The sequence below is a fragment of the Dyella halodurans genome, assembly GCF_026283925.1.
GTDB classification, from domain to species: domain Bacteria; phylum Pseudomonadota; class Gammaproteobacteria; order Xanthomonadales; family Rhodanobacteraceae; genus Dyella; species Dyella halodurans.
On record NZ_JAPDPF010000001.1, the window covers coordinates 393,753 to 406,640 of the forward strand.

The 12,888-nt window shown below is 63.9% G+C and carries 12 protein-coding genes; 5 read left to right on the forward strand and 7 right to left on the reverse strand.

The features are described from left to right. Window positions 1–451 precede the first annotated feature (451 nt). Window positions 452–1,267 carry a polysaccharide deacetylase family protein gene (locus tag OUZ49_RS01740; RefSeq protein ID WP_266148198.1) on the forward strand — a complete coding sequence of 272 codons (816 nt, stop codon included), beginning with the start codon at window positions 452–454 and terminating at the stop codon, window positions 1,265–1,267. A 235-nt stretch (window positions 1,268–1,502) separates the two neighbouring features. Here the strand turns inward: OUZ49_RS01740 and OUZ49_RS01745 are convergent, their stop codons facing one another. The 6 genes from OUZ49_RS01745 to miaB all read right to left on the reverse strand — a co-directional run bounded on the left by OUZ49_RS01745 (window position 1,503) and on the right by miaB (window position 7,165). Next, window positions 1,503–2,744: a lipoprotein N-acyltransferase Lnb domain-containing protein gene (locus tag OUZ49_RS01745; protein WP_266148199.1), complete on the reverse strand. Its 1,242-nt coding sequence runs from the start codon at window positions 2,742–2,744 to the stop codon at window positions 1,503–1,505. Between the two features lie 35 nt (window positions 2,745–2,779). Then, on the reverse strand, window positions 2,780–3,628 hold the full coding sequence (locus tag OUZ49_RS01750) for a CorC family transporter (RefSeq protein ID WP_266148201.1): 849 nt from the start codon (window positions 3,626–3,628) through the stop codon (window positions 2,780–2,782). 230 nt (window positions 3,629–3,858) lie between these two features. Beyond that, entirely contained in the window at window positions 3,859–4,326 is a 468-nt protein-coding gene (gene ybeY / locus OUZ49_RS01755; RefSeq protein WP_266148203.1) for an rRNA maturation RNase YbeY, read from the reverse strand. Beyond that, the gene (locus OUZ49_RS01760; protein ID WP_266148205.1) at window positions 4,323–5,309 is read right to left on the reverse strand and encodes a PhoH family protein; all 987 of its coding nucleotides are present in this window, start codon (window positions 5,307–5,309) and stop codon (window positions 4,323–4,325) included. The genes ybeY and OUZ49_RS01760 overlap by 4 nt, the downstream gene beginning before the upstream one ends. Before the next feature lie 12 nt (window positions 5,310–5,321). Next, window positions 5,322–5,816 carry a GNAT family N-acetyltransferase gene (locus OUZ49_RS01765; RefSeq protein WP_266148206.1) on the reverse strand — a complete coding sequence of 165 codons (495 nt, stop codon included), beginning with the start codon at window positions 5,814–5,816 and terminating at the stop codon, window positions 5,322–5,324. Beyond that, window positions 5,813–7,165, reverse strand: coding sequence for a tRNA (N6-isopentenyl adenosine(37)-C2)-methylthiotransferase MiaB (gene miaB / locus OUZ49_RS01770; RefSeq protein WP_266148208.1), 1,353 nt, complete (start codon window positions 7,163–7,165; stop codon window positions 5,813–5,815). The genes OUZ49_RS01765 and miaB overlap by 4 nt, the downstream gene beginning before the upstream one ends. A gap of 373 nt (window positions 7,166–7,538) precedes the next feature. Between miaB and OUZ49_RS01775 the strand changes: the two genes are divergently transcribed. After that, window positions 7,539–8,636, forward strand: a complete 1,098-nt coding sequence (locus OUZ49_RS01775) for a lytic transglycosylase domain-containing protein (protein WP_323134895.1) — start codon at window positions 7,539–7,541, stop codon at window positions 8,634–8,636. A gap of 15 nt (window positions 8,637–8,651) precedes the next feature. Here OUZ49_RS01775 and OUZ49_RS01780 read toward each other — a convergent pair whose 3' ends face one another. Further along, window positions 8,652–9,836: a S1C family serine protease gene (locus tag OUZ49_RS01780; RefSeq protein WP_266148209.1), complete on the reverse strand. Its 1,185-nt coding sequence runs from the start codon at window positions 9,834–9,836 to the stop codon at window positions 8,652–8,654. Window positions 9,837–10,195: 359 nt separating this feature from the next. Here OUZ49_RS01780 and petA point away from each other — a divergent pair, with 359 nt between their 5' ends. From petA to OUZ49_RS01795, 3 genes are read left to right on the forward strand one after another with little or no spacing between them, the layout of a single operon-like run. Continuing rightward, window positions 10,196–10,801, forward strand: a complete 606-nt coding sequence (gene petA, locus OUZ49_RS01785) for a ubiquinol-cytochrome c reductase iron-sulfur subunit (protein WP_266148210.1) — start codon at window positions 10,196–10,198, stop codon at window positions 10,799–10,801. Beyond that, the gene (locus tag OUZ49_RS01790) at window positions 10,801–12,102 is read left to right on the forward strand and encodes a cytochrome b (protein WP_266148211.1); all 1,302 of its coding nucleotides are present in this window, start codon (window positions 10,801–10,803) and stop codon (window positions 12,100–12,102) included. The genes petA and OUZ49_RS01790 overlap by 1 nt, the downstream gene beginning before the upstream one ends. Continuing rightward, window positions 12,095–12,844, forward strand: coding sequence for a cytochrome c1 (locus OUZ49_RS01795; protein WP_380004941.1), 750 nt, complete (start codon window positions 12,095–12,097; stop codon window positions 12,842–12,844). Before OUZ49_RS01790 ends, OUZ49_RS01795 begins: the two co-directional genes overlap by 8 nt. Window positions 12,845–12,888: the final 44 nt, after the last annotated feature.

Below are 12,888 nucleotides of genomic sequence, written 5' to 3' on the forward strand. Positions count from 1 at the left end.
ACCGGATCGCCTAGCCAGTCACGCTCGATCGGAGACGCTTGGTCGGCAATCGAATTCATGATCCTGCAAGCCCATTCTCGAGAAAGAGGGTATGAGGCCACGGCTCGCTGGGACGTTTTTTGAAGTGCCCCGTAATGACAACAAAGCCTTCCTGAACCCAGAGGCGCGCGTGCCTTGCGTGAAAATTACGATCGAGATCACACTGCCGCGCCGCGTCAGCAAATGACAAATTTTCCGATGACAATCACTGCTTTCGGCATCCGATGGTCACATGGGATGCTTATGCGTCGCTGCCAATGGACGTTATCAGTGATTGCGCGAGCTACGCGTTAGCCGCGGAGTGATTACTTGCGTGCTGGCACAATTCGTGCGTCCCACTCGTGGAACCTCGCCGAGCTAAGGGACGCTGATGATTGGGTCTGATACTTCCGCCGTAGTCGCCAGCCCTCTCATGGCTCCCAACCTGGGTAATGCCGACAAGGCTCGCCATCGCGTCAGCGGTTGGATGAAATCCCTCACATGGATGGACGCTTGCCGTGCGGTGCTGCGCATCGTCGCGCTGACGGGAATGGCGCTGGGCATGCTCGCCATCGCCGCGTGGCTGACACCGGTCCCAAGTCAGTTCGTGCTTGGCGAGGACCTGCTCGGTGTTAGCGCACCCTCGTACCAGGAATGGCATCTCTTGAGCGACTGGTTGCACGGTCGCAAGTTCGTCGTTTTGACATTCGATGATGGCCCGACGGGCGACGGCATGGATGAGCGCTTCCTGGCCATTCTTCGCAAGCATCACGCTCACGCTATGTTCTTTCTCGTTTGCAACAGGATCAATGAGAAAACCAGCCCCGTTCTCCACCGCATTGAAAGCGAGGGGCACACGATTGGCAATCACAGTCTCGACCATTTGCACCTGCGCGATCTCCCCTCGGATCAGGTATTTCATCAAATAGATGCTTGCAGCTCACGAATCGCCAGCGTCACGGGGCACCGCCCGTATTACTTCCGTCCTCCGTTTGGGAATTCGTCGCCAGAGGTGGAGCACATAGCGGAAGCCGCCGGGGCGCACCCGATCTTCTGGAATGCAAGCAGCGATGACTACAAACTGCGCGAGCCCGAGGTGATTGTGCAACGCAGCCTGGATGAAGCGACCGATATGTCAATTCTTCTCATGCACGAAAGAAAGGTGACGGAACGCGCGCTCGATGAAATCCTGACTCGGCTGGAAAAACAGGGATACGTATTCGTCCTTCCTTCAGAAAGGGGCAGGTGAAGCCTGGTCGGCCCGTTGATCGATGCTCTGATCAGGCCGATTGGAGAGTTGGCATCACAACAAAAGGCGAGTCGCCGTAGGTCTCGATCATGGTGTGTTGGTGCGCGTGCCTAGCGTCCTTCAATCGCCCGGTCGTGCAGGTCGAACGCTTTCATCCGTGGGTCGACAGGACTTCGTCATCGGATGCGCGTACAAATGAGTTGCCGCCGTTTGAGATAGCGCAAAGACAGCGGGCTTAGTGCCCGCCGATCTGTGCTGGGCGATGCCAGCGCAGGCACCACGCCAACGCAAACCAGCACGGCAGGGCAAACAGCAGCCATGGCTGATTCTGCTGTACGACGCCGGGTAGCAGGTGCATCAGGATGGCGGCGAGCACGGCCAGCAACTGCAGCACGATCAGGCCATCGACAAATCGGGATGCGGCTACGCCACGACGTGAGCGCCACACGGCCCGCAGCAGCAGGAATGCGAGTGGGTTGAACAGCAGCAGATTGGCGTTGGCCCATGCGGAGTGATGCGTGGTGAGTGTCCACAGCACGAGCAAGGCGAAGCCCACGAAGCCGGCAAGCACCAGATAGAGCGAGCCGAGTAGCGCATACACGGTCGGCGCGTAGTAGCGGGCCAGCACCAGCAGCGCTGCGAAGACCAGGCCGGCCAGCGCCAGAGGCAGGCGCAGATCCGGCGCGCTGTCAGGTGGCGGGATGAGCCGGTTCGGCGACATCACTTGTTCGTCCATCACCAAGGGGCGCATGCCGCCCTGGCCGTCGGGGACCTTCACCTGGCGCAGGCTGGTCTGCAACACCATCGGCAGGAAGCTCTCCTGCCAGGCGTTGAGCGGTTGATCCGCGTAGGGACCAAGGCCGAGGTCGAGGATCAGCATCAGCCACGCCTGCTGGCTCATCAGCCGTGCGGTTTGCTGGCGGAAGGTCATGCTGCCGGCACGCGCCTTGAGTTGTTCTCTCAATGCGCCGCCCAGGGCCTTGTCCAGGGCGTCGCGCACGCGGGTGGCGCAGTTGTCGGCGTAATAGTCGTAGCGGTAGCGCACGTTTTCCGGGCGCAGGTTCCACAGCAGGAAGTCGCGCAAATCCGCCGCTTGTGCGGGCGTGAACGCGAGTCTCTGGCGCGTTACCGAGCGGCCCACGTCGACGTAGTAGTGCTGGTCGACATCGGAGGGTGCGGCGTCCATCAGATAGTTCATGCGGCCGCGCGCGAAGTTGAGCAGGAAGCCCCGCTCGTCGAAGTCGAACACGCCATAGTTGAAGCTGACGGCTTCGCCGCTGACGCTATCGCGCAGTTCGATGGCGTCGTGGCCGAAGCGTTCCCAGTAGGTCTCGCCGGGACCGTAGGTGATCAGCGACACTTCGAGCTGGCTGCCCGGTGCATCGGCGACACCCGCCCACGCCTGGGACGGCCAGCCGAGCAGGCAGCACAGCAATAACACTGCGCTGGCCAGGAATCGATGAAGTGCTTGGGGCATGGTCGATGCCGGCATCCTGGCCAATGAACGCACGTTCACGCCTCCGGGCGCCGGACAACGCGGAACGCCTGCACGCGCCGGTCGTCTGCTTCGGTGACATGGAACAGATAGTCGCCGATGGCGATCTCCTCGCCTACTTCGGGCAGGTGGCCGAACTCCGACGTGCACATGCCGCCCACGGTATCGAATTCCTCGTCGGAGAAACTGGCGCCGGTCTGCTCGTTGAAGTCGGCAATCGGCGTCAGTGCGCTGACGATCCAGCCACCGCCGGACTGCTCGTGCATGAGCGTGGGCTCTTCCTCGTCGTCGTGCTCGTCATCGATTTCGCCGACGATCTGTTCGAGCACGTCCTCGATGGTGATGAGGCCGGCGACGCCGCCGTATTCGTCCACCACCAGTGCCATGTGGTTGCGCGTGTGGCGAAACTCCGCCAGCAGCACGTTAAGGCGCATCGATTCGGGAATCAGCACGGCAGGGCGCAGCACGCTGCCGATGTCGAAGTGGTCGCCATTGCCGACGAACTTCAGCAGGTCCTTGGCGAGCAGGATGCCAAGGATGTCGTCCTTGTCTTCACCGTGCACGGGGAAGCGGGAGTGGCCCGATTCCACCACGGTGTCGAGGATCTCGCGCAACGGAGCCTCGGCGGACAGCATCACGATCTGGGTGCGCGGGACCATGGCATCGTCCACGCTCAGCTCGGTAACCTTGATCGCACCCTCGACCATGGTCAGGGTGTCGTTGGACATCAGGCCGTTGGCCTGGGCGGCGCGCAGCTCCTCGATGAGCTCCTTGCGGTTGCGCGGTTCGCCGGAAAACATATGGCCCAGTCGATCCCACCACTTGCGGTGAGCCGGGCCGCTGGTACTGCCAGGGTCCTCGTTCATTACTCTTGCGAATGCAGCCCATGGTCGGGCGGAAACGCCAGTCTAGCGGAAAATTCGTGACGATTCAGAGTGCTGGCGCGGAGCGCCATTCCCTCTCCCCTTGGGGGAGAGGGTAGGGTGAGGGGCCAATCTTGCGGTGAGGCTCGTTTTTGACGGGCCTTGTTGGGACTTTCCCGCGAGCACCCGCCCTTCACCTCGGTCCTCTCCCCACAGGGGAGAGGAAGACAAGCCTAGCCTTCGTAGGGGTCCGCAATGCCCAGCCCGGCCAGGATGCGAGTCTCCAGCGCTTCCATCGCCTCGGCCTCGGCGTCCTCGATGTGGTCGTAGCCCAGCAGGTGCAGCACGCCGTGGACCGTCATATGGGCCCAGTGGTCGCGGGCGGCCTTGCCCTGTTCGGCGGCCTCGCGGGCCACCACGGGGGCGCAGATGGCCAGGTCGCCGATCAAGGGCAGGGTGACGCCGGGTGGCAGTTCGACCGGGAAGGACAGCACGTTGGTGGCGTAGTCCTTGCCGCGATACTCGCGATTGAGCGTGCGGCCTTCGTCGGTGTCGACGATGCGAATGGATAGCTCGGTGGCCTTGCGGCGCTTGGCGCCGCGAAGAGCGGCCTCCGCCCAGCGCCGAAAGCTGGCTGGCGCCGGCACGCCCAGCCGCGGCGCCGCGTAGCCGACGGCAATCGTCAGTGTCGGGCTGCTCATTTGGACTGATCCTCGGACGCCTGCTCGAACGCTTCGTACGCGCGCACGATCTTCGCCACCAACGGGTGGCGCACCACGTCGCGCGAGGTGAAGAACGTGAAGCTGATGCCGTCCACGCCGCGCAGCACTTCAATCGCGTGGCGCAGGCCCGAGCGCACGTTGCGCGGCAGGTCGATCTGGCTGACGTCGCCGGTGATCACCGCCACCGAGCCAAAGCCGATGCGCGTGAGGAACATCTTCATCTGCTCGACCGTGGTGTTCTGCGCTTCGTCGAGAATCACGTAGGAGTCATTCAGCGTGCGGCCACGCATATAGGCAAGCGGCGCGATCTCGATCACGTTGCGCTCGATCAGCTTGGCCACTTTTTCGAAGCCGAGCATCTCGTACAAGGCGTCGTACAGCGGGCGCAGGTACGGGTCGACCTTCTGGCTGAGGTCGCCGGGGAGGAAGCCCAGCTTCTCGCCGGCCTCCACCGCCGGGCGTACCAGCAACAGGCGCTGCACGCGATTCGCTTCCAGCGCCTCGACCGCGCTGGCCACCGCAAGATAGGTCTTGCCGGTACCGGCCGGGCCGACGCCGAAGCTGATGTCGTGGGTGGTGATGGCGTGCAGGTAACGCGCCTGGTTCGGGCCGCGTCCCTTGATGACGCCGCGCTTCACCTTGATGTTCACTTCCTGCGCGCTCTCGGCGGCATCGTTGATGATCGCGTCGATACCGGACTCGGCCAGGTGCAGGTTAATCTTGGCGCCGTTGAGCGACTCACGCTCGGTGGTGTCGTAGAGCGCGCGCATCACCTTCTCGGTGGCGCGCGCCGCATCGCTTTCGCCGATCACCTGGAACAGGTTGCCGCGATGGTCGATCTCCACGCCCAGGCGCAATTCGATCTGGCGCAGGTGTTCGTCGAACGGACCGCAGAGATTCGCCAGCCTGGCGTTGTCTTCCGGATCGAGGGAGAAATCGCGTTGATTGAGGCCGTTGGTCATAGGAAGTGTGCGTTACAGATGTCGGTGCATCACGTAGACGTCAGTCGGGCCATGCTTTACGTGGCGAAAAGCGCCCGGCACCTGTCCGACGATGCGGAAGCCGTGGCGCTGCCATAAGCGCACCGCGGCGGTGTTGGTGGAGACCACAAAGTTGAACTGCATGGCGGTAAAGCCGGCGTCCCGGGCTTGCGCCATCGAATGTTCGCACATGGCCGAGGCCACGCCCTGGCCGCGCGCGGCGGGTGACACCATATACCCGGCATTGGCGACGTGATCGCCGAGGCCGGGCTGGTTCGGCTTGAGCATGTAACAGCCGAGCACCAGGCGGCCACGTTCGGCGACAAAGCACTGGCTGGGTGGCGTGGTCCACCAGTCGCGCGCCTGTTCGAAGCTCAGGTCCGGCGGGTAGCTGTAGGTATCGCCGGCTGCGACGATGCTGCGGAACAGCGGCCACACCAGCGCAAATTCGTCTGCGCCGATTTCACGAACCGAGATCGGCGCGGTCACGATGCCAGGGCGATGGTGTCGTCGGCGAGTTTCACCCGACCGCGCAGCGAATTGCTCATCGCCTCGGTAATTACCACGTCGACGAACTGGCCGATCATGCGTGCGCTGCCAGCGAAATTCACATAGCGCATGTTCTCGGTGCGACCGCTCAACTCGTTGGGGTCCTTGCGGCTCGGCTTTTCCACCAGTACCCGCTGCACCGTGCCGACCATCGCCTCGTTGATCTTGCGGGCGTTTTCGTTGAGCGTGGCCTGCAGCCGGGCAAGGCGCGCGTGCTTCACTTCCGACGACGTGTCGTCCGCCAGGTTGGCGGCGGGCGTGCCCGGGCGCGAGGAGAAGATGAAGGAGAAGCTCTGGTCGAAACCGATGTCGTCGATCAGCTTCATGGTCTTCTCGAAATCGTCGTCCGTCTCTCCGGGGAAGCCGACGATGAAGTCCGAAGAGACGCAGATGTCCGGGCGCACCGCGCGCAGCTTGCGGATCTTCTGCTTGAACTCCAGCGCCGTGTAACCACGCTTCATCGCGGTGAGGATGCGGTCGGAACCGGCCTGCACGGGAAGATGCAGGAAGTTCGCCAGCTGCGGCACGTTGGCGTAGGCCTCGATCAGCGAGTCGGAGAACTCCAGCGGATGGGAGGTGGTGAAGCGGATGCGGCCGATGCCTTCGATCTGCGCGATGGCGTGGATCAGTACGGCCAGATCGGCGATGCCGCCGTCATGGGTAGGGCCGCGATACGCATTGACGTTCTGGCCCAACAGGTTCACTTCGCGCACGCCCTGCGCGGCCAGTTGCGCCACCTCGACGATCACGTCGTCGAATGGGCGGCTGATCTCTTCGCCGCGGGTATACGGCACCACGCAGTAGGAGCAGTACTTGGAGCAACCTTCCATGATGGAGACGAAGGCCGTCGGGCCTTCCGCACGCGGCTCGGGCAGGCGGTCGAACTTCTCGATCTCCGGGAAGCTGATGTCGACCTGGGGCTTGCCGCTGGCGCGCTGCGCCTCGATCAGCTCCGGCAGGCGGTGCAGGGTCTGCGGGCCGAAGACCAGGTCGACATACGGCGCGCGCTTGATGATGTCCTGGCCTTCCTGCGAAGCCACGCAGCCGCCCACGCCAATCAGCACCGGCTTGCCGCCCTGCTTGTGTTCCTTCCAGCGGCCCAGCTGGCTGAACACCTTTTCCTGGGCCTTCTCGCGGATCGAGCAGGTATTGATCAGGATGACATCCGCCTCGGACTCGTCCTGGGTCAATTCCAGGCCATGCGAGGCCTTGAGCACGTCGGCCATCTTGGCCGAGTCGTACTCGTTCATCTGGCAGCCGTGGGTTTTGATGAAAAGCTTGCCGGTCATGGGCTTCGGTACCGTCACTCTACTGGGCCGCAGGAGCGGCCGCCGAACCGCGTAGTTTACGCGCCCGTGTGGACGCCCGCCAGCTGAACGCCCGAGCCGGATCAAGCACTTGCGCGTCCAGTGGCTGGCTCGGACGCCGCGCCCGGTCCCATAAGTTTGTCCCGCCGCACGAATTGGCCGTGTCGCGCTTGGCGCGAGGCGGGCGTGGAGGCACACTGCCGACTAGGCCTGTCGCCGGCCGAAGCGGCGCGCAGGGGAGTAGGGAAGGGGGATCTATGTTGGTGCGTGGCTGGGTAACCGCGGTAACCCAAGGGGCGGGCTGCGAGGCCAGGTCGGCTCCGGGGCGGCCGTCGCGATGCCTGTCGGGCGGCGCGTGAGCGGACGGTTCGCCCTGGCGGTGGCGCGCCCGGCCCTGCGGTGGATCGTCGCAGCTTGCCTGCTGGCCGCCGGCCTGCTCGGATTTGCGGCTCGCGCCGATGCCGGTGCCCTGTACCGCTGCACCGGCGCTTCGGGCGAAGTCGTCTTCAGCAGCAGTACGGCCGGTTACCACGATTGCAGTCGTATTGGCGGCTCGCCCGATCCGGTGCGTGCCAAAGCGCGGCCCAAGGCGCCGCCCGCGTCGCTGGCCGGCGTGCAAGGTTCCGTCGAGACCACGGCCCAAGTTGTACCCGAGGGTGGGGTCGCCAAACCGGTGGTGACGTCACTGACCCAGGTCGAGGGCACGGTCGAAACGAGCGCTCGCCTGCCGCTCCCTGCGGCGCCCACCGGCAAGCCGGGGCAATGGAGCTATGCCGATGCCAGTCCGGCTGCCAGCGCCTCCGCACCCGCCACGCCGGTGGCCGACGTCTCCGCTGGCGGCGACCGGGTGCTGCGTGGCGCGGTCTATCGCGTGATTCGCCGCGATGGCAGCGTGGAATACACCAATATGCGTCCTGCCGGGCAGCAGGACCATGCGGTGACCATGTTGTTCAGCTACATCGCGACCTGCGTGGCCTGCAATCTGCACTCGAACATCCGCTGGGACTCGGTGGCGCTCAACACGACGGCGTATGCCGACGTGATCCAGCTGGCCAGCCAGGAATCCGGCGTGGATGAGGCCTTTCTGCGCGCCATCATCCATGCCGAAAGCGCGTTCAATCCGCGGGCGATGTCGCTCAAGGGCGCCCAGGGCCTGATGCAGCTGATGCCTGGCACGGCGCTCGACATGGGCGTGCGCGATGCATTCGACACGGCGCAGAACATCCGCGGCGGCGCGCGCTATCTGGGTCTGCTGCTGCGCACGTTCAGCGGCAACGAGCGGCTGGCAGCGGCGGCCTACAATGCCGGCCCCGCAGCCGTGCAGCGCTATAACGGCGTGCCGCCGTATGCCGAAACGCAGGTTTATGTGGACCGTGTCGGCACCTTGCGCAAACGCTACGGTCTGGCCGTTCGGCCGCCGGCAGGACGCACGCCGGTAGTTGCCGGTACCTAGAGCCTGCTCGCGACCTCAGCCATCGAGTGACGCGGTGGGCGTCAGCGGCGGTCGCTGCGCCAGGATCACTTCCGCATGGAACGGCGAGCCGTTGCGCAGCCCCGATACCTCGACCTTGCTGCCCGGCTTGAGCGCTGCCTCATGCCGACGCAGGTCGGCCGGGTCGGCGATATCGTCCGAGCCGATGCGCAGCAGGATGTCGTGCGGCTGGATGCCGGCCTGGGCGGCAGGGCCGCCGGGATAGATGTCGGTGACCTGGGCGCCGCGTGCGGCGGCAGGCAGTCCACTGTCGGCGGCGATCGGGACAAAGGTGTAGTCCGCGCCCATCCATCCCCGAACCACATGACCGGTGTCGATGATCTGGTCGAGCACCTTCTTGGCGCTGCTGACCGGAATGGCGAAGCCGATGCCCTCGGCATTGGCCGCCTTGCCGATCAACAAGGTGTTGATGCCGACCAGCTCGCCCTCGGAATTGACCAGGGCGCCACCGGAATTGCCCAAGTTGATGGCGGCGTCGGTCTGGATGAAGTCCTCCGGGCTGGCGCTGCTCAGCTGGCGCCCGATGGCGCTGACGATGCCCATGGTCACCGTTTGGTTGAGGCCCAGGGGGTTGCCGATGGCCAGCACGACATCGCCCGTGCGCACGGGCTGGTGGTCGGCGATATGGATGACCGGCAGGTTGCTGGCATCGATCTTCAGCACCGCCAGATCGGTCTCCACGTCGGCGCCTACCACCTTGGCCTTGGCGACGCGGCCGTCGTAAAGCAGCACCTGGATGTCGTCGGCGTTGGCGATCACATGGTTATTGGTGAGCACGTAGCCCTTGCTGCTGACGATGACGCCCGAGCCCAGGCTTTGTTCGCGCCGCTTGTAGGCGGGGCCTGCCGGCCGGCCGCCGAACAGGCGTTGCAGCACCGGGTCGGTATACATCTGCACGGCCTGCTCGGTGACCATCTTGTTGGCATAGATGTTCACCACGGACGGGGCGGCGCGCTTTACCGCATCTGCATAGGACGCCGGGCCGGCGATTCGTTCGGCTGGCGCGGAGGCGGAGGTCGCGACGTCGGCCGGACTCAAGCCGAAACGCGCGCGCAGGCGATGGCCAACACCGGGCCAGATCAAGCTGATCACGAACGCAGCCGCGAGCCCGATCACGACGAAGCGGGCGATGAAGGCGAGTGTGCCTGCGGCATGTTTCATGTCGTTATGCGTTTCGTGGCAAGGCGTTAGGATGGGGGGGGCGTGGAAGCGACAGACCCGGCGGTTTGATTGTACGAGTCAGGCCCTGACGCTACACTAACGCGTTTTTTGTGGGAGCCAGATTCTGCTGGCACTTGCGAAGCGGGTCGTTCCGGAAACAGGGGGGACGCAGGGTGACCGAAGACGAAGGCCGTGTGCAAACCGCTACACTGGCCCTCGCGAACACCATGCGTGCCTGCCTCCGGGTAGGGGGTTCTATCGGCATGCGATGCTTGCTGCGGAACAGGATGACTCGCTTGGCAAGTACCTGTGGAACTCCAGTTCCGCGTCTCAATGGCATGTAAGTTCCGGAGAGCCTGATGGCGAACGAAGTCGTCGATCACGGCCGCCGCCGTTTCCTCACAGCAACCACGGCCGTGGTTGGTGGAGTAGGAGTCGTTGCGGCAGTCGTGCCCTTCATTAAGTCGTGGGAGCCCAGTGCGCGGGCCAAGTCCGCGGGCGCACCAGTGACGGTCGACATCGGCAAGATCGAGTCGGGCCAGAAGGTGACTTACCCATGGCGTGGTCTGCCGGTGTTCGTGGTGAACCGCACCCAGGCCCAGCTAGATGCGCTGCCCAGCCAGGACGCCCGCCTCGTCGACGCCAAGTCGAACAGCGGCTCCGCCGAGCAGCAGCCCGCTTACGCGCAAAACGAAAGCCGCTCCATCAAGCCGGAATGGCTGGTGCTGGTTGGCCTTTGCACCCACCTGGGTTGCGTGCCCGACTTCGTCCCCACGATGAAGCCCGAACCGTTCGATCCGGAATGGAAGGGCGGCTTCTACTGCCCCTGCCACAAGTCGCGCTATGACATGGCGGGTCGCGTATACCAGGGCGTGCCGGCACCGAAGAACCTGCTGGTACCGCCGTACCATTTCGTCGACGACACGCACATCCAGATTGGCGTGGATCCGAAGGAGGCCGGCTAATGGCCAACGTATTCACGCGCATGGGCGATTGGGTCAATGAGCGCGCACCGGGCCTGATGCCGGTGTATCGCAAGCACATGACCGAGTATTACGCGCCGAAAAACTTCAACTTCTGGTACTACTTCGGCGTGTTGGCGATCCTGGTGTTTGCCAACCAGATCATCACCGGCATCTTCCTCACCATGAACTACAAGACGAGTGCGGCGGAAGCCTTCAACTCGGTCGAGTACATCATGCGTGACGTGGAGTGGGGCTGGCTGATCCGCTACATGCACTCCACCGGCGCCTCGCTGTTCTTCGTGGTGGTGTTCCTGCACATGTTCCGCGGCCTGATGTACGGCTCGTACCAGAAGCCGCGCGAGCTGGTGTGGCTGCTGGGCATGCTGGTGTTCCTGGCGCTGATGGCCGAGGCCTTCATGGGCTACGTGCTGCCGTGGGGCAACATGTCGTTCTGGGGCGCCAAGGTGATCATCTCGCTGTTCGGCACCGTGCCGGTCATCGGCGGCACTCTGGTCGAATGGATCATGGGTGACTACCTGCCGGCGGACGCCACGCTGAACCGCTTCTTCGCGCTGCATGTGATCGCGCTGCCGCTGGTGCTGCTGTTGCTGGTGGTGCTGCACATCTTCGCGCTGCACGAAGTGGGTTCGAACAACCCGGATGGCGTCGAGATCAAGAAGGGGCCCAAGGGCAACCGCTGGGACCCGAACAAGCCGGCCGATGGCATTCCGTTCCATCCGTACTACACCGTGCACGACCTGGTGGCGGTGGGCTTCTTCATGATGATCGCGGCGTTCATCATCTTCTTCTCGCCCACCGTGGGCGGCTGGTTCCTGGAGCATGACAACTTCATCCCGGCCAACAACCTGGTGACGCCGACCCACATCAAGCCGTCCTGGTACTTCACCCCGTTCTACGCGATCCTGCGCATGATCCCGTCATTCTTCGGCACGGCCTTCTGGGGTGTGCTGGGCATGTTCGGCGCGATTGCCCTGCTGTTCCTGCTGCCGTGGATCGATGCCGGCAAGGTGCGCTCGATCCGCTATCGCGGCACGGGCTTCAAGGTGGCGCTGATGTCGTTTGCGGGTTCCTTCATCGGCCTGGCCCTGGTGGGCGCGGGCGTGGTCGGCGAGAAGCTCGTCGAATGGGTCCCCTCGGACGCGACGTTCTGGGAGAACACGTTCGGTCGCGTGATGACGGCCATCTACTTCGGGTACTTCGTGTTCCTTTGGTGCTACACGCATCTGGGCTGGGAAAAGACCAAGCCGGTGCCGGAGCGGGTGGTGTTTGACCATGATTAAGCGACCGTCCTCGATGAAGAAAACGATCTCCTCGTTCGCACTTGCGCTCGGCCTGCTGGTCGGCACCACCTCGGCCATGGCCTCGGAAGAGGGCGGCCTGCCCTCGGCCGGCACCAATGTCCGCGACCAGGCCTCGTTGCAGCGTGGCGCCAAGCTGTTCTTCAACTACTGCGTCGGCTGCCACTCGCTGAAGTACGCGCGTTACTCGCGTATCGCCGAGGATCTTGGCCTGTCCGAACAGGACGTGATGAACAACCTCAACTTCACCGGCGCCAAGTTCGGCGACACGGTGATCTCGCACATGCCGGAGGATTCGGCCCAGCAGTTCTTCGGCAAGGCACCGCCGGACCTCTCGCTGGAAGTGCGCGCCAAGACCGCCGACTGGGTCTACGCCTACCTCAACTCCTTCTACCTGGACCCGTCCCGCCCGGTGGGCTGGAACAACACGGTGTTCCCGAACGCCTCCATGCCAAATCCGCTGTGGGAGCTGCAGGGCTTGCAGACGGCGGTGATGAAGAGCGGCGGCGAGGAAGTGGAGAAGCTCGAATTGACCCAGCCGGGCAAGCTCACGCCGGCCCAGTTCCAGCAGGCCACGCGTGACCTGACCACCTTCCTCGAGTACGTTTCCGAGCCGGCCGCGCTGCAGCGTCAGCGTTACGGCATCTGGGTGCTGCTGTTCCTGGCGGGCTTCACTTTCCTGACATATCTGTTAAAGAAGGAATATTGGAAGGACGTGCACTAAGACGTTGCTCCATAGCCTGAGGTACGGCGGCCTAGAGCCGCCGT

What these genes read in the sequence shown, in the direction of transcription:
- OUZ49_RS01740 (WP_266148198.1), top strand. Translation starts at nt 452, where the DNA reads ATGGCTCCCAACCTGGGTAATGCCGACAAGGCTCGCCATCGCGTCAGC.
- OUZ49_RS01745 (WP_266148199.1), bottom strand. Translation starts at nt 2,744, where the DNA reads ATGCCCCAAGCACTTCATCGATTCCTGGCCAGCGCAGTGTTATTGCTG.
- OUZ49_RS01750 (WP_266148201.1), bottom strand. Translation starts at nt 3,628, where the DNA reads ATGAACGAGGACCCTGGCAGTACCAGCGGCCCGGCTCACCGCAAGTGG.
- ybeY (WP_266148203.1), bottom strand. Translation starts at nt 4,326, where the DNA reads ATGAGCAGCCCGACACTGACGATTGCCGTCGGCTACGCGGCGCCGCGG.
- OUZ49_RS01760 (WP_266148205.1), bottom strand. Translation starts at nt 5,309, where the DNA reads ATGACCAACGGCCTCAATCAACGCGATTTCTCCCTCGATCCGGAAGAC.
- miaB (WP_266148208.1), bottom strand. Translation starts at nt 7,165, where the DNA reads ATGACCGGCAAGCTTTTCATCAAAACCCACGGCTGCCAGATGAACGAG.
- OUZ49_RS01780 (WP_266148209.1), bottom strand. Translation starts at nt 9,836, where the DNA reads ATGAAACATGCCGCAGGCACACTCGCCTTCATCGCCCGCTTCGTCGTG.
- petA (WP_266148210.1), top strand. Translation starts at nt 10,196, where the DNA reads ATGGCGAACGAAGTCGTCGATCACGGCCGCCGCCGTTTCCTCACAGCA.
- OUZ49_RS01790 (WP_266148211.1), top strand. Translation starts at nt 10,801, where the DNA reads ATGGCCAACGTATTCACGCGCATGGGCGATTGGGTCAATGAGCGCGCA.
- OUZ49_RS01795 (WP_380004941.1), top strand. Translation starts at nt 12,095, where the DNA reads ATGATTAAGCGACCGTCCTCGATGAAGAAAACGATCTCCTCGTTCGCA.